At 71.2% G+C, this 22,026-nt stretch carries 14 protein-coding genes, 5 tRNA genes and 1 riboswitch; of the genes, 10 read left to right on the top strand and 9 right to left on the bottom strand.

Annotated features, from left to right (window positions below; translation table 11 throughout):
- Positions 1-45: 45 nt before the first annotated feature.
- The 5 genes from hrpA to ACFYW5_RS09940 form a co-directional block, all read right to left on the bottom strand.
- Entirely contained in the window at positions 46-3,990 is a 3,945-nt protein-coding gene (gene hrpA, locus ACFYW5_RS09960; protein WP_389416463.1) for an ATP-dependent RNA helicase HrpA, read from the bottom strand.
- Positions 3,991-4,121: 131 nt separating this feature from the next.
- Positions 4,122-4,195: transfer RNA gene (locus ACFYW5_RS09955), tRNA-Phe, on the bottom strand.
- 24 nt (positions 4,196-4,219) lie between these two features.
- Positions 4,220-4,294, bottom strand: a tRNA-Asp gene (locus ACFYW5_RS09950).
- Between the two features lie 38 nt (positions 4,295-4,332).
- Positions 4,333-4,405 (bottom strand) — tRNA-Glu (locus ACFYW5_RS09945).
- Between the two features lie 80 nt (positions 4,406-4,485).
- Positions 4,486-6,036, bottom strand: a complete 1,551-nt coding sequence (locus ACFYW5_RS09940) for a metallophosphoesterase (RefSeq protein ID WP_389416462.1) — start codon at positions 6,034-6,036, stop codon at positions 4,486-4,488.
- Positions 6,037-6,120: 84 nt separating this feature from the next.
- Here ACFYW5_RS09940 and ACFYW5_RS09935 point away from each other — a divergent pair, with 84 nt between their 5' ends.
- The 5 genes from ACFYW5_RS09935 to ACFYW5_RS09915 all read left to right on the top strand — a co-directional run bounded on the left by ACFYW5_RS09935 (position 6,121) and on the right by ACFYW5_RS09915 (position 11,413).
- Positions 6,121-6,471 carry a metallopeptidase family protein gene (locus ACFYW5_RS09935; RefSeq protein ID WP_059249887.1) on the top strand — a complete coding sequence of 117 codons (351 nt, stop codon included), beginning with the start codon at positions 6,121-6,123 and terminating at the stop codon, positions 6,469-6,471.
- Positions 6,472-6,560: 89 nt separating this feature from the next.
- Complete coding sequence (locus ACFYW5_RS09930; protein WP_389416461.1) at positions 6,561-7,106, top strand: hypothetical protein; 546 nt, start codon at positions 6,561-6,563, stop codon at positions 7,104-7,106.
- 210 nt (positions 7,107-7,316) lie between these two features.
- On the top strand, positions 7,317-9,599 hold the full coding sequence (locus tag ACFYW5_RS09925) for a DEAD/DEAH box helicase (RefSeq protein ID WP_389416460.1): 2,283 nt from the start codon (positions 7,317-7,319) through the stop codon (positions 9,597-9,599).
- Positions 9,600-9,701: 102 nt separating this feature from the next.
- Positions 9,702-11,252 carry an amino acid permease gene (locus tag ACFYW5_RS09920; protein ID WP_389416459.1) on the top strand — a complete coding sequence of 517 codons (1,551 nt, stop codon included), beginning with the start codon at positions 9,702-9,704 and terminating at the stop codon, positions 11,250-11,252.
- Between the two features lie 88 nt (positions 11,253-11,340).
- A tRNA-Lys gene (locus ACFYW5_RS09915) sits at positions 11,341-11,413 on the top strand.
- 72 nt (positions 11,414-11,485) lie between these two features.
- Here the strand turns inward: ACFYW5_RS09915 and ACFYW5_RS09910 are convergent.
- On the bottom strand, positions 11,486-11,869 hold the full coding sequence (locus ACFYW5_RS09910; protein ID WP_389416458.1) for a DUF5955 family protein: 384 nt from the start codon (positions 11,867-11,869) through the stop codon (positions 11,486-11,488).
- 10 nt (positions 11,870-11,879) lie between these two features.
- Positions 11,880-14,126: a hypothetical protein gene (locus ACFYW5_RS09905; protein ID WP_389416457.1), complete on the bottom strand. Its 2,247-nt coding sequence runs from the start codon at positions 14,124-14,126 to the stop codon at positions 11,880-11,882.
- A 256-nt stretch (positions 14,127-14,382) separates the two neighbouring features.
- On the opposite strand from ACFYW5_RS09905, the gene ACFYW5_RS09900 reads away from it, so the two are divergent.
- The 5 genes from ACFYW5_RS09900 to ACFYW5_RS09880 all read left to right on the top strand — a co-directional run bounded on the left by ACFYW5_RS09900 (position 14,383) and on the right by ACFYW5_RS09880 (position 19,654).
- A complete protein-coding gene (locus ACFYW5_RS09900) occupies positions 14,383-15,510 on the top strand; it encodes a dihydrofolate reductase family protein (RefSeq protein ID WP_389416456.1) in 1,128 nt (375 codons plus the stop codon).
- A 149-nt stretch (positions 15,511-15,659) separates the two neighbouring features.
- The gene (locus tag ACFYW5_RS09895; RefSeq protein WP_389416455.1) at positions 15,660-16,853 is read left to right on the top strand and encodes an alginate lyase family protein; all 1,194 of its coding nucleotides are present in this window, start codon (positions 15,660-15,662) and stop codon (positions 16,851-16,853) included.
- 51 nt (positions 16,854-16,904) lie between these two features.
- Positions 16,905-16,978 (top strand) — tRNA-Met (locus tag ACFYW5_RS09890).
- A gap of 151 nt (positions 16,979-17,129) precedes the next feature.
- Entirely contained in the window at positions 17,130-18,227 is a 1,098-nt protein-coding gene (locus ACFYW5_RS09885) for a PP2C family protein-serine/threonine phosphatase (protein ID WP_389416454.1), read from the top strand.
- A 230-nt stretch (positions 18,228-18,457) separates the two neighbouring features.
- Positions 18,458-18,614: riboswitch (cyclic di-AMP (ydaO/yuaA leader) on the top strand.
- An 11-nt stretch (positions 18,615-18,625) separates the two neighbouring features.
- Complete coding sequence (locus ACFYW5_RS09880; protein WP_389416453.1) at positions 18,626-19,654, top strand: M23 family metallopeptidase; 1,029 nt, start codon at positions 18,626-18,628, stop codon at positions 19,652-19,654.
- A gap of 95 nt (positions 19,655-19,749) precedes the next feature.
- On the opposite strand, the gene ACFYW5_RS09875 is transcribed toward ACFYW5_RS09880, so the two are convergent.
- Positions 19,750-21,096: a PrsW family intramembrane metalloprotease gene (locus ACFYW5_RS09875; RefSeq protein ID WP_389416452.1), complete on the bottom strand. Its 1,347-nt coding sequence runs from the start codon at positions 21,094-21,096 to the stop codon at positions 19,750-19,752.
- Between the two features lie 52 nt (positions 21,097-21,148).
- The gene (trmB, locus tag ACFYW5_RS09870; RefSeq protein ID WP_389416451.1) at positions 21,149-21,991 is read right to left on the bottom strand and encodes a tRNA (guanosine(46)-N7)-methyltransferase TrmB; all 843 of its coding nucleotides are present in this window, start codon (positions 21,989-21,991) and stop codon (positions 21,149-21,151) included.
- Positions 21,992-22,026 lie beyond the last annotated feature (35 nt).

Below are 22,026 nucleotides of genomic sequence, written 5' to 3'. Positions count from 1 at the left end.
GGAGGGTGGGTGTCCTGGTCGAACTCACCCTGTGTGCGGGAGCCGTTACGGCGCCAGCGCGTCGATCGCCTTCACGATCCGCTTGTCCGACACCGGGTACGCCGTACCGAGCGCATGGGCGAAATAACTGACCCGCAGCTCCTCGATCATCCACCGGACATCGAGCACCTGCTCCGGCACCGGACGCCCCCGCGGCATCTGCTCCAGCAGCCAGGCGTACTCGTCCTGCATCTCATGGACCTTCTCCATACGGGTCGTGTCCCGCTGCGCGTTCGCCGGCATCTGCTGCAGACGCCGGTCCACCGCCACCAGATACCGCATCAGGTCCGGCAACCGCCGGATCCCCGCAGCCGTGACGAACCCCGGCTTCACCAGCCCGTCGAGCTGCTTGCGGACATCGGTGAGGTTCGCCAGCAGCGCCGGGCTCCGCACCGCCTTCAGACGCCGCTCACAGGCCTGCCAGGCCGCCAGCACCTGCTCCACCTGCCCCACCGCACGCACCGTCGTGTCCACGATCTCGGCACGGACCTTCTCGTACAGCTTCCGGTACGACTCCTCGTCCCACGCCGGCCCCCCGAAATCCCCGATCAGCTTGTCCGCCGCGGCCATCGCACAGTCGTCGAACAGAGCCTGCACCGAACCGTGCGGATTCGCCGACAACGCCAGCTTCTGCGCGTTCGACAACCGGTCGCTCGCGAACTTCGCCGCATTCACCGGGATGTTGCGCAGGATCAGCCGCCGCGTGCCCCGCCACATCGCCTGCGCCTGCTCCGCCTCCGTGTCGAAGAGACGCACGGAAACCGTGTCGCCGTCGTCCACCAGCGCCGGATACGCCTTGACCGGCTGGCCCGCGCGCCGCGTCTCGAAGACCCGGGACAGCGTGCCGATCGTCCAGTCCGTGAGGCCCGTGCGCTCCAGCGACTCGCCGCCCTCCCGGGACGCCGTCGCCGCGGCCGCCTGGGACAGCGCCTGGCGCGCCTTCGGCTTCAGCCGCAGCTTCAGCGCCTCCAGATCCTTGTCCTCCGCCACCTTGCGACGCCGCTCGTCGACGATCCGGAACGTGATGCGCAGATGGTCCGGCACCTTCGCCCAGTCGAAGTCCTCGGCCTCGAAAGGCACCCCGACCATCCGCTTCAGCTCACGGGCCATCGTGACCGTCAACGGCTCCTGCAAGGGCACCGCCGACTCCAGGAACCGCCGCGCGAAGTTCGGCGCCGGCACGTAGTTGCGGCGGATCGGCTTGGGCAGCGAGCGGATCAGCTCCGTGACGACCTCCTCCCGCAGCCCCGGGATCTGCCAGTCGAAACCCTCGTCCGTGACCTGGTTGAGCACCTGCAGCGGAATGTGGACCGTCACACCGTCCGCGTCCGCACTCGGCTCGAACTGATACGTCACCCGGAACTTCAACTGCCCCTGCCGCCAGGAGTCCGGATAGTCGGCCTTCGTGACCGCCTCCGCCGACTCCCGGATCAGCATCTCCCGCTCGAAGTCCAGGAACTCCGGCTGCTCCTGCCGCTTGCGCTTCCACCACGAGTCGAAGTGCGCCCCCGACACCACGTGTTCGGGCACCCGCTGGTCGTAGAAGTCGAAAAGCGTGTCGTCGTCGACGACGATGTCCCGCCGCCGGGCCCGGTGTTCGAGCTCCTCGACCTCGCTCAACAGCTTGCGATTGTCGGCGAAGAACTTGTGATGCGTACGCCAGTCACCCTCGACGAGCGCGTTGCGGATGAACAGCTCACGGCTCGTCTCCGGATCGATCCGGCCGTAGTTCACCTTGCGCTGAGCCACGATCGGCACGCCGTACAGCGTGACCTTCTCGTACGCCATCACCGCCGCCTGGTCCTTCTCCCAGTGCGGTTCGCTGTACGTCCGCTTCAGCAGATGCCCGGCAAGCGGCTCGACCCACTCCGGCTCGATCTTCGCGTTGACCCGGGCCCACAGCCGCGACGTCTCGACGAGCTCGGCGGACATCACGAAACGCGGCTGCTTCTTGAACAGGGCCGAACCCGGGAAGATCGCGAACTTGGCGTTGCGCGCGCCCAGGTACTCGTTCTTGTTGCCGTCCTTCACGTCCTTCATGCCGACGTGCGAGAGCAGACCGGCGAGGAGGGAGACATGCACGCTCTGGTCGGCCGCGTCCTCCTCGTTCAGATGGATCCCCATCTGCTTGGCGACCGTACGGAGCTGGCTGTAGATGTCCTGCCACTCACGGATCCGCAGGAAATTCAGGTACTCCTGCTTGCACATCCGCCGGAAGGAACTCGAACCGCGCTCCTTCTGCTGCTCACGGACATACCGCCACAGGTTCAGATACGCGAGGAAGTCACTGGTCTCGTCCTTGAAACGAGCGTGCTGCTGGTCGGCCTGGGCCTGCTTGTCCGCGGGACGCTCACGCGGGTCCTGGATGGACAGCGCGGCGGCTATCACCATGACCTCACGGACACAGCCGTTGCGGTCCGCCTCCAGCACCATCCGGGCCAGCCGGGGGTCGACCGGCAGCTGAGCCAGCTTGCGGCCCGTCTCGGTGAGCCGCTGCCGTACGTCCTTCTGCGTCGGGTCCAGCGCGCCCAGCTCCTGCAGGAGCTGGACACCGTCCCGGATGTTGCGGTGGTCCGGCGGATCGATGAACGGGAACTTCTCGATGTCACCCAGACCGGCCGCCGTCATCTGCAGGATCACGGAAGCCAAATTCGTACGGAGGATCTCGGCGTCCGTGAACTCCGGGCGGGCCTCGAAGTCCTCCTCGGCGTACAGCCGGATGCAGATGCCGTCGCTGGTCCGCCCGCAGCGGCCCTTGCGCTGATTGGCGCTGGCCTGCGAGATCGGCTCGATCGGCAGCCGCTGCACCTTGGTGCGGTGGCTGTAGCGGGAGATCCGGGCGAAACCCGGGTCGATGACGTACTTGATCCCCGGAACCGTCAGCGACGTCTCGGCGACATTGGTCGCCAGAACGATCCTGCGGCCGGTGTGCGGCTGGAAGACCCGATGCTGCTCGGCGTGCGAGAGCCGGGCATACAGCGGCAGCACCTCGGTGAACCGGTACTTCTTCTTCTCCAGCGCATCGGCGGTGTCCCGGATCTCCCGTTCACCCGAGAGAAAGACGAGGATGTCGCCCTTCCCCTCACCCATGAGCTCCTCGACGGCATCGGTGATGGCCGTGATCTGGTCCCGGTCCGCGTCGTCGGAGTCCTCCTCCAGAAGCGGCCGGTAACGCACCTCCACGGGATACGTCCGCCCGCTGACCTCGACGATCGGCGCGTCCCCGAAGTGCCGGGAGAACCGCTCGGGATCGATGGTCGCGGAGGTGATCACGACCTTGAGGTCAGGCCGCTTGGGCAGCAACTGCGCGAGATAGCCGAGCAGGAAGTCGATGTTCAGCGACCGCTCGTGCGCCTCGTCGATGATGATCGTGTCGTAGGCGCGCAGCTCACGGTCGGTCTGGATCTCGGCGAGCAGGATGCCGTCGGTCATCAGCTTGATGAAGGTGGCGTCCGGATTCACCTGGTCGGTGAACCGCACCTTCCACCCCACAGCATCGCCGAGGGGAGTCTTCATCTCCTCAGCCACACGCTCGGCGACCGTACGGGCGGCGATACGACGAGGCTGGGTGTGCCCGACCATGCCGCGGACGCCGCGCCCGAGCTCCAGACAGATCTTGGGGATCTGGGTGGTCTTCCCGGACCCGGTCTCACCGGCCACGATGACCACCTGATGATCACGGATGGCGGCCGCGATCTCGTCCTTCTTCTGGCTGACCGGCAACTGCTCGGGATACGAGACGGCCGGCACCCGGGCCCGCCGCGCACTCATCCGCTCCTCGGCCTTCCCGACCTCCGCCTCGATCTCGGCGACGACGGCGGCCCGGGCCTCCGGCTTACGGATCTTGCGCGCACCTTCGAGCCGCCGACCGATCCGGTGCGCATCACGCAGCGACAACTCGGTCAGACGGGAGGCGAGGGCGCCGAGGGCGGGAGCAGGGTGCGTAGACATAGGCGATCCAGGATCTCATCCCGGCCAATTCCCTGGCGAACGCTTTTGCCCCCGGCGGTGAGGCAGGTCATCACAGGGAGTCCAGAAAATGCCAAGGGCCCCGACCGTTTGGTCGGGGCCCTTGGGGGTTGTGGCTGGGGCCGGGGTCGAACCGGCGACCTATCGCTTTTCAGGCGATCGCTCGTACCAACTGAGCTACCCAGCCACGAGGCTTCCGGGGAAACCTCAGCGGTCCTGACGGGATTTGAACCCGCGGCCTCCACCTTGACAGGGTGGCGAGCACTCCAAACTGCTCCACAGGACCAAGCTGTTGCGTACGACAGTGTCGCACACGGTACTGCGTGCCCCCAACGGGATTCGAACCCGTGCTACCGCCTTGAAAGGGCGGCGTCCTAGGCCGCTAGACGATGAGGGCTATCGGCCCGCCTGGGCGCTTCGCAGCGCGTCGGGGACGTGAGAAGCATATGGGATGGCGGGAGGGATCGCCAAAACGGTTTACGAGGGGGGTGGGGAGGAGGGGGTGCCGCCCGGGTGGTTCTCCTCGGGGAGGTGGCGGCTGACCTCCGCCGTTGTGAGGCCCAGACCGCCCAGTTCGATCTCGTCCCACGCCTGCAGACGCTTGGTGTCGCGGTCGAAGTAGAGGATCGAGGTCTCGATCGGGTCGGGGTACTTGCCCTCGATCGCGCGCAGTCCGCTGCCGCCCGTCGAGCCCTCGATGCGCAGCCGCGTGCCCCGGTCCAGGACCTCCATCTCGTCGTGGTGGAGGTGGCCCGCCAGGACCAGCGGTACCTCGCCGTCCACCTCGCGGGCCGCCGATGGTTCATGGGCGATCGCCACGTCCACGGGGGTGCCCGCCGCTTCCTGGTCGCGCAGGGCGGAGGCGAGGCGGGCGCCGGCCAGTTCCTGGGAGGCCTCGGCGCCCGTCTTGTTCGTGCGGTCGGGCGTGAACTGGGGGTCCCCGATCCCGGCGAAGCGCAGGCCCGCGACGGTTTTGGCGCGTCCCTCGTCCAGCACGTGCGCGTTCTTCAGGTCCTGGAGGTACTGCTGGGTGAGCATCGAGTCGTGGTTGCCCCGGACCCAGACGTAGGGCGCGCCGAGGTCTTCGATGGGGTCGAGGAAGCCGTTCTCGGCCGCTGAGCCGTGGTCCATGGTGTCGCCGGAGTCGACGATCACGTTGATCTGGTACTGCTCGACGAGGGAGGCGATGATCTTCCAGCTGGCCGGGTTGAGGTGGATGTCGGAGACGTGCAGGACGCGGATGGTGGTGGGGTCGGGCTGGTAGGTGGGGAGGGTGGAGGTGGCGTCGTAGAGCTTGGTCACGTTGGTGACCAGGCGGGCCAGCTCCTGTTGGTAGATGTCGAATTCGGTGACGATGCTGCGGGCGTCGCCGACCAGGGAGGGGGCGGAGGACAGCAGTCCGGAGAATCTCGGTTCGAGGACGGAGTTGGGGTTCCAGGTGGCGGCTGCGGTGCCGCCGGAGGCGGCGAGGAGGGTGAGGGCGAGGCCGCCGGCGGCGAGGGCGCGGCGTGGGCGCCGGTAGACGGCGAGGCCGAGTGCGGTGGCGCCGGCGACTACGGCGACGCAGGAGCGTATGGCCAGGTCGCGGGTGCCGTGGGCGACGTCGCGGGCGACTTCGTCCTGGAGTCCGGAGAGCCGTTCGGGGTGGTTGACCAGGGCTTGGGCGCGTTCGGGGTCGAGTTGGTCGACGTTGACGTCGAGCCGGACGGGGGCGATGTGGCTGTCGAGCTGGAGGGCGCCGAGCGGGGAGATGTTGATTTTCGTGCCGCCGCTGACGGAGGGGCGCAGGGTCATGGTGGTGTTCATGGGGCCGACGGGGACGCGGACGTTGCCCACGATCAGCAGGCCGAGCCAGGCGCCGAGCAGGACGACGGTCACGAGGCCGAGGGCGCGGCCCCAGGGGTGTGGCTGGGGGATGAGCTGGATCGTGCTGGGTGCTTGGCGGGCGCGGTAGTGGCGGGTCAGGGCGCGCGGTGCCCTTCGTATCCGGTGGGTGGTGGTGAGGATTGCGGAGGGGACGCGAGCCATTGGTCCCGTATGCCCAAGTGCGCGGGTGGATATGCGGGGTGCGTGCGGCTCTCGTACGGGCGTCCTGTGCCCGACAATGGGGCTGTGCTGGAGATGACGCGCGAGGAGTTCGAGGAACTGGTCGCCGAGGCGTTGGACCGGATTCCGCCGGAGCTGACGCGGCTGATGGACAACGTCGCGGTGTTCGTCGAGGACGAACCGCCGGCGGACGATCCGGAGCTGCTCGGGTTGTACGAGGGGACGCCGCTGACGGACCGGGGTGAGTGGTACGCGGGGGTGTTGCCGGACCGGATCACGATCTACCGGGGGCCGACGCTGAGGATGTGTGAGACGCGGGAGGACGTGGTCGCGGAGACCGAGGTGACGGTGGTGCATGAGATCGCGCATCACTTCGGGATCGACGACGCCCGGTTGCATGCACTCGGGTACGGGTGAGCGCCCGCTGATACGGGTCGCGTGTCCTCTTGTGGGCGGGGGGAGTTGGGGAGGTTGACTCCTTCATCCTCCACCGGAGGTGGCTGCCCGTGCGCCCCTTGTACGTTCCCGTCCGTCTGGCCGCCACGGTGATGGCGGTCGCCGCTGCCGCCGGTTGTATGAGTGTGGGTGACGACGGTGCCGGTGGGGATGCGAAGCCGTCGCGGTCCGCGGGGCAGCGTGGTGGTGAGGCGCCGGACGGGGGTTCGGCGGTCTCGGGTGGCGGTGCGGGGTTCGGGGCCGCGGCGGCGGATGGCGGGCGGGGCAGGGGCAAGAAGGCGAAGAAGGGCGGCGCCGAGGAGTCGGCGTCTCCGTCGGCGTCCGCGTCGGCCGAGGCCAGCGGGAAGGCGGCGGTGCCGGGCAAGCCGGGGAAGACGGAGAAGCCGGGCGGGCCGGGGCAGCAGCCGGAGCCGACGGATGCGCCGCCGACGCCGACGCCGACGCGGCCCGCGGAGCCGACGCCGGATCCCACGCCGCCGGAGCCGACGGTCACGCCGGAGCCGACGGTCGCGGAACCGTCGTCCTCGGCGCACGGGGAGGCGGGGCCGCAGATGGTGCAGCGGGAGCCGGCGCCGGAGGCGGGGGCGCCGGTGTGACCTACGTCCCGCGGACCCGGTTTGCCTTCGGGGGGGCAGGGTGCGTATGGTGGTAGATCGTTTGATCCCATTTGCCCGGCGCCAACGCAGAGCGCGCCGTGTGGCGCGTACTCTCCCTTGCCGTGGCTGATCGCATAGAGGCGGTCGTATTGCGAAAACACGGAGTTGACGGGCGCGTGCCGACGAGACTCCGGAAGGTTTCGCATACGCATGTCCATTTCCAGTTCTGATCACATCGTCATGCCCGAGAACGACGAGAACGAGATCGTCGACAACGAGATTGTCGCGAACGAGATCGTCGAGATCGAGGCCCTCGAGAGCGAGATCGCCGAGACCGCCGAAGAGACTCCCGAGGTCACCTTCGCCACGCTCGGTCTCCCCGAGGCTGTCGTGCGCAAGCTCGCGCAGAACGGTGTGACCACCCCCTTCCCGATCCAGGCCGCGACCATCCCGGACGCCCTGGCCGGCAAGGACATCCTCGGCCGCGGCCGTACCGGCTCCGGCAAGACCCTCTCCTTCGGTCTGCCGACCCTGGCCCGCCTGTCCGGCGGCCGCACCGAGAAGCACCGCCCGCGTGCGGTGATCCTCACCCCGACCCGTGAGCTCGCGATGCAGGTCGCGGACGCGCTCCAGCCGTACGGCGACCAGCTCGGCCTGAAGATGAAGGTCGTCTGCGGCGGTACGTCGATGGGCAACCAGATCTACGCCCTGGAGCGCGGTGTCGACGTGCTGGTGGCCACCCCGGGCCGGCTGCGCGACATCATCAGCCGCGGTGCCTGCTCGCTGCAGGACGTCCAGGTCGCCGTGCTCGACGAGGCCGACCAGATGTCCGACCTGGGCTTCCTGCCCGAGGTCACCGAGCTGCTGGACCAGATTCCGGTGGGCGGTCAGCGGATGCTGTTCTCCGCCACGATGGAGAACGAGATCTCCACGCTGGTCAAGCGCTACCTGAACAACCCGGTCACGCACGAGGTCGACAGCGCCCAGGGCAACGTCACGACCATGTCGCACCACATCCTCATCGTGAAGCCCAAGGACAAGGCGCCGGTCACCGCCGCGATCGCCTCCCGCAAGGGCCGCACGATCATCTTCGTCCGCACCCAGCTGGGCGCCGACCGCATCGCCGAGCAGCTGTGCGACGCCGGGGTGAAGGCCGACGCGCTGCACGGCGGGATGACGCAGGGTGCGCGTACCCGCGTCCTGGAGGACTTCAAGAAGGGCTACGTCAACACGCTCGTCGCCACCGATGTCGCCGCCCGCGGTATCCACGTCGACGGCATCGACCTCGTCCTGAACGTCGACCCGGCCGGTGACCACAAGGACTACCTGCACCGTGCGGGCCGTACGGCGCGTGCGGGGCGGACCGGCACGGTGGTGTCGCTGTCGCTGCCGCATCAGCGTCGGCAGATCTTCCGGCTGATGGAGGACGCGGGTGTGGACGCCGGCCGCCACATCATCCAGGGCGGTGCCGCCTTCGACCCGGAGGTCGCCGAGATCACCGGTGCCCGGTCGATGACCGAGGTGCAGGCCGAGTCCGCGGGCAATGCCGCGCAGCAGGCCGAGCGCGAGGTTGCCCACCTCGCCAAGCAGCTGGAGCGTGCGCAGCGCCGTGCGACGGAGCTGCGCGAGGAGGCCGACCGGCTGGTGGCCCGGGTCGCCCGCGAGCGCGGTGAGGACCCGGAGGCCGCGGTGGCCGAGGCGCAGGCGGCGGTGGCCGCGGCGGAGATCGCCGTGCCGGAGCAGCCGGTGGCCAAGGACGTGGAGCGGGTCGAGCGTACGGAGTCCTCGTCGTCGTACGAGCGTCGTGACCGTCGGGACGACCGGGGTGGCGAGCGTTCGTTCGAGCGTCGTGACGACCGGGGTGGCGACCGTGGTGGTCGTTCGTTCGAGCGTCGGGACAACGACCGTGGTGGGTTCCGGCGTGACGAGCGTCGTGACGACCGGGGTGGCGACCGTGGTGGCCGTTCCTTCGAGCGCCGTGACGACCGTGGCGGGTTCCGCCGGGACGACCGCCGGGACAACGACCGCGGTGGCTTCCGTCGGGACGACCGGGGTGGCGAGCGTTCCTTCGAGCGTCGTGACGACCGGGGTGGCGACCGTGGTGGCCGTTCCTTCGAGCGTCGGGACAACGACCGTGGTGGGTTCCGTCGGGACGACCGGGGTGGCGAGCGTTCCTTCGAGCGTCGTGACGACCGGGGTGGCGACCGTGGTGGCCGTTCCTTCGAGCGCCGTGACGAGCGTGGCGGCGGCCGTTCCTTCGAGCGTCGTGACGACCGTGGTGGCCGACCCTTCGAGCGTCGTGACGAGCGCGGCGGTCACCGTGGCAGCGACCGTCCGTTCAACCGCGACCGCCAGGGCGACCGTCCGGGCTTCCGCGCCGGCGGTCACGACCGTCCGAGCCACGACCGCCCGTCCGGCCGTCGTGACGACCACCGCGGTGGCGGTTCCTTCCAGCGCCGCGAGGACAAGCCGCGCTGGAAGCGCAACGGCTGATCCTGAGCGCCGATAGAAGAGGCCCGTACGACTTCGGTCGTGCGGGCCTTTTTGGCCATCTGTGACGCATGTCACGCCCTCCGTGGGGGAATCGCTGGGGACATGACAGATGACGCCAAAGCGAGCGGGCCGTCGGACGGCACGCTCTCCGACGAAGAGCGGCTGGCCCAGCTCGGCTACACGCAGGTGCTCGCCCGCCGCATGTCGGCGTTCTCCAACTACGCGGTCTCCTTCACGATCATCTCGGTGCTGTCGGGCTGTCTGACGCTGTATCTGTTCGGCATGAACACCGGCGGCCCCGCCGTGATCACCTGGGGCTGGGTGGCCGTAGGTCTGATGACGCTGTTCGTCGGGCTGGCGATGGCCGAGATCTGCTCGGCGTACCCGACCTCCGCGGGCCTGTACTTCTGGGCCCATCGCCTGGCCCCGCCCCGGAACGCGGCCGCCTGGGCGTGGTTCACGGGCTGGTTCAACGTGCTGGGCCAGGTCGCGGTGACCGCCGGCATCGACTTCGGCGCCGCGTCCTTCCTCGGCGCGTACCTCAATCTCCAGTTCGACTTCGAGGTGACCCCCGGCCGCACGATCCTGCTGTTCGCCGGGATCCTGATCCTGCACGGCCTGCTGAACACCTTCGGCGTGCGGATCGTCGCCCTGCTGAACAGCGTGAGCGTGTGGTGGCACGTCATCGGCGTCGCGGTCATCGTCGGCGCCCTGACCTTCGCGCCGGACGAGCACCAGTCGGCGTCCTTCGTCTTCGGCGAGTTCGTCAACAACACGGGCTGGGGCAGCAGCTTCTACGTGGTCCTGCTGGGCCTGCTGATGGCCCAGTACACCTTCACCGGCTACGACGCCTCCGCCCATATGACCGAGGAGACCCACAACGCGTCCACGGCCGGCCCGAAGGGCATCGTGCAGTCCATCTGGACGTCGTGGATCGCGGGCTTCGTCCTCCTCCTCGGCTTCACCTTCGCGATCCAGTCCTACGAGGGGGCCCGCACGTCCCCGACCGGCGCGCCGCCCGCCCAGATCCTCCTCGACGCGGTGGGCGCGACCGCGGGCAAGCTGCTGCTCCTGGTCGTGATCGGGGCGCAGCTGTTCTGCGGGATGGCGTCGGTGACCGCCAACAGCCGCATGATCTACGCCTTTTCGCGCGACGGCGCGCTGCCCTTCTCGCACCTGTGGCACTCGGTGAACCCGCGCACCCGCACCCCGGTCGCGGCGGTGTGGCTGGCGGCGCTCGGTGCGCTGGTGCTGGGACTGCCGTACCTGATCAATGTGACGGCGTACGCGGCGGTGACGTCCATCGCCGTGATCGGCCTGTACATCGCCTACGTCATCCCGACCCTGCTGCGGCTGCGCAAGGGCGAGGCGTTCGAGCGGGGACCCTGGCACCTGGGGCGCTGGTCGCGGGCGATCGGAGTGGTGGCGGTGGGGTGGGTCGGCGTGATCACGGTGCTGTTCATGCTGCCGCAGGTCTCCCCGGTGACCGCGGAGACCTTCAACTACGCCCCGGTCGCCGTCCTGGTCGTCCTCGGCTTCGCCGCCGCCTGGTGGCTGGCCTCGGCCCGGCACTGGTTCCTCAACCCGGATCACGAGCGCACGATCGCCCGCGAGGCGGCCCGCACGGGCGCACCCGAACCGGTCGATCCGTAACCCTTCGCCCGCCGGACGCGGCCGTGTCACCGATACCCGATCGGAGACCCGGCCCCGTCCGGCTATGCTCGGGGAGGCAACATCGCCGGGGCCCTTAGCTCAATTGGCAGAGCAGTGGACTTTTAATCCATTGGTTGTGGGTTCGAGTCCCACAGGGCCTACCGACAGTGCGGCGCCCGGATCGGCTTCGGCCGGTTCGGGCGCCGTCGTGCTGTCCGGGACCGGCGGCGCGCTCAGAGGGACGGGAGTGCCTGGGCCAGGGCCGCCACCGCCGCCGCCAGGGGGGCCACCGGCTCGGCGAAGGCCGTCAGGCGGTCCAGGGCCCGGCGTACCACGCCCGGCTCGGGGGTGGGCTCGTCCAGTTCCTCGCGGAGCCTGCGCAGCTCCGCGCGGGGGGAGTCCTGGTCGGGGAGGCCGGTCCGGTGTTCGTCCAGGAGGCGTTCGATCAGTTCCAGCCGGTCGTGGATCTGGGTGCGCTGGTCGGCCGTGAGGGACTGGAAGGAGACCTGGCCGGCGACGGCCCGGGCGCCGGGGCCCACGGCCTGGTTGGCGACCTGGCTCTGGCCGCCGTACTGCTGGACGCCGAAGTTGGTGTTGTCGGCGGGCTGCTGGGGCATCTGGTTCTCCTTACTTCGGGGCCGCGGCCGGGGCGGTGGCCGTGGCCGTTCCGGCGTCGGCCCGGGCGCCCTGTCCGACGGCCTGGTTGCCCACGACGCTGACCCCGCCGGTCTGCAGGACGCCGTGGTTGAGGATCGTCTGCGTCTGGGTGCGGAAGTCGGTGGTGTCCACCCCGTGCTCGTCCAGGAAGTCCCGTACGGCGGCCAGGGCGTGCCGGTCGAGGGCAGCGAACGCCCGCTCGGCGTCGACGCGTTGGAAGTGGTCGAGGTACTCGGCGCTCATCGCGTGCTCGCGGATGCTCAGCCGGGCGCCCCGGTCGAAGGCGGGGTCGGTCTTGGCGGCCGAGCGCTCGCGGCGCTGCCGGCGGGGTGCGCCCCACTCGCGGAAGGCGTCGCCCAGCACCGCCCGGGGCGCTCCGAACAGGGCGCCGCCGCTGCGCCGCAGGGCCGACAGCAGCAGGCCCGCCCGGTGCGCGGAGGTGAGGGCGTCCGGCAGCAGGTCCACCCCGCGCAGGTCCGGCCGCAGCGGAGTCAGGACGTGGCGGTCGCAGTGCAGGTGCAGGGTCTTGCCGACCACCGCGATGTGCAGCAGCTGACTGGGCACCACCGCCCCGCCCCACAGCGGCAGATGCGCGGCCAGGCAGTGCCGCGGTCCGCCCTGCGGGTCCCGCGCGATGTCCCGTACGGCCGCCTCCGGGAGCCGGGCGGCGGGCGCCTTGATCAGGGCGGGCAGGAAGCGGGGGTCGCCGGTGATCCGGGTGCCGCTGACGAACACCCGGTCCTCCACCTCCAGCGCCGCGAGGCTCGGGCCGCCGTCGACGGGCGGGGCGGCGGTGGCGTGCCGTACGGCGGTCTCGTGCAGCCGGGCGCGCAGCCGCTCCACCACGTCCCAGGTGTCGAAGCCGGTGAGCGGGGTGCCGGGACGCTCGGGCAGCAGCGGAAGTGACAGGGACCACTGCGACTGCCGTACGCCCTGGCCGATGAAGGGGGAGAAGCCGCTGTAGACGGTGACATTGCCCGCCTGGGCCTTGGCCACCGCCCCGACCGCGGTGATCGCCCACGACTCCGTGGGCTCGGGGCCGGACCCCGCCACGAAGTTCTCGCGCCGCAGGGAGCCGCGCAGCCGCTGGTCGACGTCCAGCTCCTCCCGGGCCATCACCCAGTACGCCCACACCCCGCCCCCGATCACCGCCAGCAGCGGCGGGATGCCCCGCGCGTAGGACCCGGCCAGCCAGCTCCACGGGCCCGACAGCGGCAGCGCGGAGAGGAACCGGCCCCACAGGATCCCGGCGAGCAGCAGCCCGGCGATCGTGGAGAGGAGCCACCGCAGGGCCGCTCCCGTGTCCACCGGTTCCCGGCCGCGGACGACGCGGCGCGGCGCCCGGGAGGCCTTGGCCAGCGCCTTGAAGGCGAGGTGGCCGAAGACCAGCCAGAGCGGGCCGAAGGCGGCGATCAGCAGGTAGATCGCGGCCAGCCGCCGGTCGCGGGCCCGGTGCAGTCGGCGGGCGGCCAGGCTGTGCCGGGCGACGGGCACCAGGTCGACCCCGGGGGAGGGCGCGACCGCGCCGAGCTCGTCGCGCAGGACGTCGTCGACGACCCGGCGGGTGAACTCGGGGTCGGTGTAGGCGGCCGCACACAGGTGGCGGGTGGTGTCGCCGGGCGCGGTGGCGCCCAGGCCACCGCCGGGGACGTCGGGCGCGGAGGGCGCGGAGGGTGCCATGGTGCTGCTCCGTTCGCGGATACGGGACAGGGCTGCGCGGGCACCGGTCCCGCCGAGCACGACTGCCAGGGCCACGCCCAGCAGCACCCCGAAGACGAGGCCGTCCACCAGGAAGTGGACGATCACCGCCTCCGAGGGGCCGCCGAAGAACATCAGGGACTCCGCGCCGTCGGCCTTCACGACCGCCCAGGACGCCGCCGCCGCGGCGAGCGAGAGGAGCATGCCCGCGCCGAAGGCGGCGAGCCACCGCATCCCCGGGGAGGCGGGGCTCCGGCCCAGCAGCCGCGGTGCCAGGACGGCACCGGTGAGCAGCAGGACGAGGGCGGTGTTGCCGGCCAGGTAGAGGGGCTCGCTCGCCCCCTCCGAGCTCGGGGACAGATCCCAGGTCGGGACGTACAGCGCGCGGTGGACCACGCCGCCCAGCGGGCTCTCCGGCCGGGCATCGAGCAGCGGCTCCCGCAGCCAGGGGCTGCCCAGCAGCACAAGTCCCCCGCACAGCAGGGCGGTTCTCCGGCCCGAACGTACAGTTCGCCCCACGGCAACCCCCTGTCACACCCCCGGGCGCAGCACTGTACGTAGTCGAACGGCTGCGCACCAGCGGTCAGGGAGACATTCCGGGGGCAGGCCCGGTCCGCCGTCCGGTCGGCCAACTCCCTGCGTGTCACTGTGCGTTGGCGCTCGGCGAGGTCCGTCACCCGCGGTCGTCGCTCCGGGGACCCGCGGAGGTGGGCGAGGATGGAGCAGTACATGTGCGGCACCCCCACGAAACCGACCCGGCCCCGCTGGAGCGTCGATGCCTCTCCCTTACGTCCTGCTGTCGGCCGCGGTCTCCCTCGACGGCTACCTGGACGACACCGGCCCCGAGCGGCTGCTGCTCTCCGGCCCGGCCGACTTCGACCGGGTCGACGAGGTGCGGGCGTCGGTCGACGCGATCCTCGTCGGCGCCGGGACGATCCGCGCCGACAACCCGCGCCTGCTGGTCAACTCCCCGGCCCGGCGCGCGGCACGGGTCTCCGCGGGGCGGCCGGAGTACCCGCTGAAGGTCACCGTCAGCGGCAGCGGGGAGCTGGATCCGGGGGCGAACTTCTGGCACACCGGTGGCGAGAAGGTCGTCTATACGACGGAGAAGGGCGCTCAGCGGGCCCGCGCGGCCGGTCTGGCGGCCGACGTGGTCTCCCTGGGCGCCGGTCTGGACTGGCGGCGGCTGCTGGCGGACCTGCACGGCCGGGGGGTCGGGCGTCTGATGGTCGAGGGCGGCGGCCGGGTCCACACCCAGCTCCTCCAGGAAGGGCTGGCGGACGAGCTCCAGCTCGTGGTGGCCCCCCTCTTCGTCGGCGACCCGTCCGCGCCGCGCCTGTTCGGGCCCGGCGGGTACCAGCGGGGCCGGCTGCGGCTGGTGGAGACCCGCCGGATCGAGGACGTGGTCCTGATGCGCTACCTCCCCACGGCCCCCGGGGCGGGCCCGCTGGTCACGGCCGCCGACCGCCACTGGCTGAGGCTGGCCTGCGAACTGGCGCAGCTGTGCCCGCCGTCGCGGACGGCGTTCAGCGTCGGCGCGGTGGTCGTGGCGGCCGACGGCACGGAACTCGCCCGGGGGCACTCCCGGGAGGGCGAGGACCCCGTGGTCCACGCCGAGGAGGCGGCCCTGGCGAAGACCGACCCGAGCGACCCCCGGCTGGCCTCCGCGACGGTGTACAGCAGCCTGGAACCCTGCGCCCGCCGCGCCTCCCGCCCGTCGCCCTGCGCGCGGCTGATCCTCCGGGCGGGGGTGCGCCGGGTCGTCACGGCCTGGCGCGAGCCGGACACCTTCGTGGCGGACGCGGACGGCAGCGGGCTGCTGGCGTCGGCGGGCGCGGACGTGGTGGTGCTCCCCGAGTTCGAGGCCCGCGCGAAGGCCCCGAACACCCACCTGCTGCCGTAACCGCCCGCCTGCTGCCGTAACCGCCCGCTTGCTGCCGTGAACCCCCACCCGCTGCCGTAACCCCCCACCCGCCGCCGTATCGGCCCGCCCCGGGTCCGATCGGCCCAATCCGAACTGCGCCCCGCCCCGCACCGCGCCAGGCTGCCAGCATGAGGTCTGTCCGAAGTGCCGCCCTGCTGCTGCTCGTCGCCCTCCTCGGCACCGCCTGCGGAGCGACCGGTGCCGACTCCCGCACCATGGCGCGCGCCCTGCCGCCCGACGCCGAGTTCACCCACCCCGGCGTCCTCGTCAGCGCGTCGCAGCTGGCCGCCGTGCGCAAGAACGTCACCGCCGGGAAGCAGCCGTGGCTGAAGGCATACCTCGCGATGCGGGACAGCAGGTACGGCGCCTACAAGTACCGGGCCGAGCCGTACGCGGACGTCCACTGTCCCGCCGGGAGCAAGGCCGGGCGCGGGTGCGTGCAGGAGCGCGAGGACGCCATCGCCGCCTACACGCAGGCCCTGCTGTTCACGGTGACCGGCAAGCGGCAGCACGCCGTGAAGGCCAGGGAGATCATGGACGCCTGGTCGGCGCGGCTGAAGCGGCACAGCGGGCAGAACGCCGGGCTGCAGGCCGGCTGGTCGGGGTCCACCTGGGCGCGGGCCGCCGAGATCGTCCGGCACAGCGAGGGCGCGGGCTGGCCCGAGGACCGGGTACGCCGGTTCGAGACGATGCTCCGCACCGCGCACCTGCCGCACGTCACCCGCAAGGCCCCGGACACCAACGGCAACTGGGACCTCATCACCACCGACGCCGCCATCGGCATCGCCGTCTTCCTCGACGACCACCAAACCTTCGACCACGCCCTCGCCCGCTTCCGCGACCGCGTGCCCGCCTACTTCTACCTGGAGAAGGACGGCCCCCTCCCGCTCACCCCGGCGGGGTCGAGCATGAACACCCCGCAGCGGCTGGCGGCGTACTGGTTCCGGCAGACGGAGTACAAGGACGGCGTCACCCAGGAGAGCTGCCGCAACTTCCAGCACGTCGGCTACTCCGTCGCCGCCACCGCGCACATCGCCGAGACCGCCCGGCACCAGGGCGTCGACCTGTATGGCGAGGCCGAGGACCGGCTCACGGCCGCGCTCGAACTGCACGCCCGCCACCAGCTGGGCGAGCCCGCGCCGGCCTGGCTGTGCGGCGGCCGGGTCGAGCGGAACATGGGGCCCGACCTGGAGGTCGCGGTCAACCGCGGCCTCGGCGGCTCCGCGGCCCGCGCGCTCGCCGAGAAGACCCGTCCGGCCGGTACCGACGATCTCTTCGTGGCCTGGGAGACGCTCACCCACGCGGGCAATCCCGGGGCGTGAAGAAACGCGTGCGCAGGGGGTCCCGCGAATGGCGTACACTGGTGTCAACGACGCGGGGTGGAGCAGCTCGGTAGCTCGCTGGGCTCATAACCCAGAGGTCGCAGGTTCAAATCCTGTCCCCGCTACTGAAGACCCAGGGCCGGAACCATTGGTTCCGGCCCTGGGTGTTTTTCCACTGGTGCGTTTCCCCGCCTCATCCACTCGGCCCACACCGTTCGCCGCCCGCCGCCGCTCCGGGAAACCTGGAGGGACGGCGGACGTGGCGGGAGGCGGGCAGTGCGGGCTTCAGGCGTGGACGGGACCCGGCACCCGTCGTCCGCAGGCACCTTCGTCCGCCTGCTCCCGCTGCTGCTGATCGCGGGCGGTGTCCTCTACGACTTCGTCACCCCCCGGGGCTTCACCGCGATCCCCTTCTTCACCGCCGCCCCGCTGGTGGCCGCCCCGTTCTACGCACTCAGCGGCACAATCGCCGTCGGGGCCGTGTCCCTGATCGCCGCCTACGCCGTCCACATCCGGCTGGGCTTCGGCATGGACCCGGACACGGTCACCGAGGTGGTCACCGTGATCACCGTCGCCGTCCTGGCCGTCGTCCTCAACCGCGTCGTGCGCCGCGGCGATCTGCGGCTCGCCACCCAGCGCGAGATCGCCGTGGCCACCCAGCGCGCCGTCCTGCCCGAACCCCTGGAGCGGATCGGCGGCTACGACATCGCCGCCCGCTACGAGGCGGCGCAGGCCGACGCCTACATCGGCGGCGATCTGTACGCGGTGCAGGACAGCGCGTACGGCGTCCGGGTCGTCGTCGGCGATGTGCGCGGCAAGGGGATGGGGGCCGTCGCCGCCGTCGCCGTCGTCATCGGGGCGTTCCGGGAAGCGGCCGAGCAGGAGCCGAGCCTGGAGGCGGTCGCGCGGCGGCTGGAGCGGGCGCTGGCCCGGGAGGGCGCGCGGCGCGACGGGATCGACGCCGTCGAGGGGTTCACGACCGCCGTGCTCGCCGAACTCCCGCACGGGGAGGGGCCCGTGCGCGTCGTCAACCGCGGCCACCCGCCCCCGCTGCTGCTCCACCCCGACGGCACCGTGCGCCCGCTGCGCGCCCGTGAGCCCGCCCTCCCGCTGGGCATGAGCGACCTCGGCGACTGGCCCGACCGCGCCGACGAGGCCCCCTTCCCTCCCGGCACCACCCTGCTCCTGCACACCGACGGCCTCTCGGAGGCCCGCGACGCGCAGGGCGTCTTCTTCGACCCCGAACGTCGTTTGTCCGGGCGCGTCTTCCGCGACCCCGGTGCCCTGATCCGCGCCCTCGCCGAGGAGGTGCGCGAGCACTGCGGAGGGGGGATGGCGGACGACATGGCGCTGCTCGCGGTGCGCCGACCCTGATCGTCACGGGCGGTGATCGGATGGGAGCCCTCCGCATAACAACTGACGCACCGTCAATACGTGTGTGACGCATGAGGCTTGGTCAAGTCGCCCGTTTTGGCGCCCTAGTGACCTGAAAGTCCAGGCCGGAGTCGTTAACGATCAAGAGGAACAGCTTGGAATCCGCGGCCCGTGTCTATTAACGTTCGATAACGCAGCGCGGTCGTCCCAGCCGTCACAAGAGGCGGCTCCGTGCGCACGCGCCGAATCCCGCAAGGGAACCGGGGAACCACTCATTGGGGTGAATCGGGCGTAATCAGCCGCGCAGAAACGGCTGATATACGCGCGTAGGAGACCTTCCTGCTCCGAACCCGTCAGCTAACCCGGTAGGCGAGAAGGAAGGAAAGGAGCACGCCCACGTGGCGTCAAACCGGCCTGCCCCCGAGGCCCCGTTCGTGCCGAGCCAGCGCAGTGACGAGGCCTTCTCCTACGGCAGCCACCGCACCGACGAGGGCCCCTGGGAGGAATGGAACCCCACCGCGGAATCCATTCGCCCGGTACGCGGCCGGCACCGCGTCGCCAAGCAGCGCGGCGGCGGACTCGCCCGTAGCTCCACGGTGCTCGGCGTCGGTGTCATAGCCGCCGTCGGCGCGGGCGGCATGGCCAGCGCCCAGTCCGGCAAGCCGCCGGTCGCGATCACCATGCCCGACCTGCCGCTGATCTCCGACGACTCGGCGGAGCAGATCCCCGAGACCTCGGCCACCCCGCTCAGCACCGTCGGCATGACCACCACGGACACCGGGCAGGGTGCCGCGGACGCCGGTGAGGCGCTGCGCGCCCGGATCATGGCCCAGGCCGAGCAGCAGCAGGAGCAGGTCGACACCAAGGCCGCCGAGGCCGCCGCCGCTGCCGCCGAGAAGGCCGCCGCGGAAGCCCTGGCCGAGGCCGAGAAGGAGGCGAAGGCCAAGGCCGCCGCCGCCAAGGCCAAGGCCGAGGAGGAAGCCCGCGAGAAGGCCGAGGCCGAGCGCCTTGCCGCCCTCGCCAAGCAGTTCGCGCTGCCGACCTCCTCGTACACCATCACCTCGACCTACGGTCAGGCCGGCGCGCTGTGGTCCTCCGGCTACCACACCGGCGCCGACTTCGCCGCTCCCACGGGCACGCTGCTCAAGGCGGTGCACACCGGCACGATCACCTACGCCGGGTACGACGGCTCCTACGGCTACAAGACCGTGCTCACCCTGGAGGACGGCACCGAGATCTGGTACGCCCACCAGTCCTCGATCAGCGTCAGCGTCGGGCAGAAGGTCGCCACGGGCGACGTCATCGGCCGCGTGGGCGCGACCGGCAACGTCACCGGTGCCCACCTCCACATGGAGGTCCACCCCGAGGGCTCCTCCTCCGGCATCGACCCGCTCGCCTGGCTGCGCAGCAAGGGCCTCAACCCCTGACCCAGCCCTCGCCAGAACCCCGGCGGTCCTGACGACGTCCCCCCGACGTCAGGGCTGCCGGTTTTTGGTGTCCGCGGTACTTGCGACGGCGGCCCTCACGACCGGTACGGGTTGTACGCGGGGTACGGGCCCGCCGGGTACGCCGGAAAGGGCTGGTACGTCGGCTGCGCCGGGTAGCCGTAGACGCCGTGCATCGGCCAGGGTGCCGCCACCACCGGCACCGGCGGGGCGATGGCGCGGGCCGCGTGGTCCAGGGCCGGGCGGGCGACCTCCCGGCGGCGCCACAGCTCCCGCAGCAGCTCCTGCTCCCGTACGACGAAGTCGGCGCCCGCGCGGCCCCGGCGCCCCCGGTGGCGCAGGAACGCCAGCGAGGTCGCGTACGCCTCGTACCGCGCCACCTCCCGTGCCGCCTGCCTCCCGGCGCGGCGGCGGGCGTACTGCCGGGCCAGGCGCCGGGCCCGCATGGAGGCGAGCGCGAAGGGCTCGCCCGGGGTGAGCCAGCCGGCGACGGCGTAGGCGGGCAGTTCCTCCCGCACGGTGCGCAGCTCACGCTGCCGGGTCCAGATCACCAGCCACGTCAGCAGCCCGAACGCGGGGACCATGATCGCCCCGTACACGGCGAAGAAGCCGTACGGGCCGAAGACCGAGGAACCGTTCCACATCGCGTGCAGGCCCATCGCGAGCAGCAGCCCGGCCAGCGGCAGCAGGGCCCGCAGCCGGCGCCGGCGGTCGCCGGAGAGCGCGGCGACACCGAAGCCGATGCCGGTGAGGACCGTGAAGAGAGGGTGCGCGAAGGGCGACATGACGATGCGCACGAAGAAGGTCGCCGCCGTCACGGAGGCGATGCCGCTGCCGCCGGTGATCTGGTCGGTGCCGAAGGCGGTGCCGAGATAGAGGATGTTCTCGGTGAACGCGAAGCCGGTGGCGGTGACCCCCGCTATCACCACCCCGTCGACCAGCCCGGTGAAGTCCCGGCGCCGGAAGAGGAAGACGAGCAGGACGGCGGCCGCTTTCGCCGACTCCTCCACGACCGGCGCTATCACGGTCGCCCCGAGGGTGTCGGCGCTGGAGGGGTCCGCGGTGGCCGTCGCTATCCATCTCGTCGCGAAGCTGTTGGCGACGATGGCTATCAGCGCCGCCGCGCAGGCGCCCCAGGCGAAGGCGAACAGCAGGTTCCGCCAGGGGCCCGGCTCGACCCGGTCCAGCCACCGGAAGGCGGCTATCAGCAGCGGCACGGGCAGCACGGCCAGGCCCAGTCCGACCAGGAAGCCCTCGGTGCCGGTCTGTTCGCGGACCAGGGCGAGGATCACCAGGCCGGAGAGGGTGAGAAGGGTGATCAGCGCGCCGTAGCGCACCCCCGTCCGCTGCCACCAGTGCGCGTGCCGCAGTGTGCCGCCGGGAGGACCGGGGGGTTGCGTCGGGTACGGGGGACTGGTGGCCACGGCATTGACCCTAACGAGGGAAGGGCGCTGCCCGCACAGGAGCGCGGTGGGCTCAGGCGCCGGCGGGGGATTCGTCTCGGTGCGGTACGCGCCGGAACAGCAGGTCGTTCACCACATGACCCTTGTCCAGTCCCTGGCCCTCGAAACGGGTCAGCGGCCGGAACCCGGGACGCGGCGCAAAACCGCCGTCGGCCTGCGTGTTCTCGAAGCCCGGGTGGGCCGTCAGCACCTCGAGCATCTGTGCGGCGTACGGCTCCCAGTCGGTCGCGCAGTGCAGGACCGCACCGGGCCTGAGCCGGGTCGCGGCGAGGCTGAGGAACTCCGGCTGGATCAGCCGCCGCTTGTGGTGCCGCTTCTTCGGCCAGGGGTCCGGGAAGAAGACCCGGAGCCCGTCGAGCGAGTCCGGGGCGAGCATCTCGCGGAGCAGGATGATGGCGTCGCCGTTGCCGACCCGGATGTTGGTCAGTCCCTGGTGCTCGGCGAGGTTGAGCAGATTGCCCTGGCCCGGGGTGTGCACGTCGACGGCGAGCACATTGGTCGCCGGGTCCGCGGCGGCCATCTGGGCGGTGGCCTCGCCCATCCCGAACCCGATCTCCAGGACGACCGGGTGGTCGTTCCCGAAGAGCCGGCCGAGGTCGAGGACCTGTCGGCCGTCGATGTCCAGGCCCCACGCGGGCCACAGCCGCCGCAGCGCGTCCGCCTGTCCCGTGGTCACCCGGCTGCGCCGGGGCTGGAAACTGCGGATCCGCCGCTCGAAGTGCGACCCGGCGGGATCGGGCTGGGGCCCGTGGGGGAACCGCGGCTCCCCCTTGGCCCGCGCTTGCCGAAGGGGCGCACCGGGCTCATGACCGGGGGCGGAGTGGGGGGCTTCGGGGGTGTGGAGGGAGTCAGACACAGTGGGGTCGATTTTACGTGTTGACGGAGTGCGGG

Source organism: Streptomyces sp. NPDC002779, assembly GCF_042888685.1.
Classification (GTDB): Bacteria; Actinomycetota; Actinomycetes; order Streptomycetales; family Streptomycetaceae; genus Streptomyces.
The sequence above is the reverse complement of the archived record's forward strand: the minus strand, read 5'-3'. Positions and strand labels throughout refer to the sequence as shown.

Coding starts and splice junctions, on each gene's coding strand:
- hrpA (WP_389416463.1), bottom strand. CDS start 3,990: ATGTCTACGCACCCTGCTCCCGCCCTCGGCGCCCTCGCCTCCCGTCTG.
- ACFYW5_RS09940 (WP_389416462.1), bottom strand. CDS start 6,036: ATGGCTCGCGTCCCCTCCGCAATCCTCACCACCACCCACCGGATACGA.
- ACFYW5_RS09925 (WP_389416460.1), top strand. CDS start 7,317: ATGTCCATTTCCAGTTCTGATCACATCGTCATGCCCGAGAACGACGAG.
- ACFYW5_RS09920 (WP_389416459.1), top strand. CDS start 9,702: ATGACAGATGACGCCAAAGCGAGCGGGCCGTCGGACGGCACGCTCTCC.
- ACFYW5_RS09910 (WP_389416458.1), bottom strand. CDS start 11,869: ATGCCCCAGCAGCCCGCCGACAACACCAACTTCGGCGTCCAGCAGTAC.
- ACFYW5_RS09900 (WP_389416456.1), top strand. CDS start 14,383: ATGCCTCTCCCTTACGTCCTGCTGTCGGCCGCGGTCTCCCTCGACGGC.
- ACFYW5_RS09895 (WP_389416455.1), top strand. CDS start 15,660: ATGAGGTCTGTCCGAAGTGCCGCCCTGCTGCTGCTCGTCGCCCTCCTC.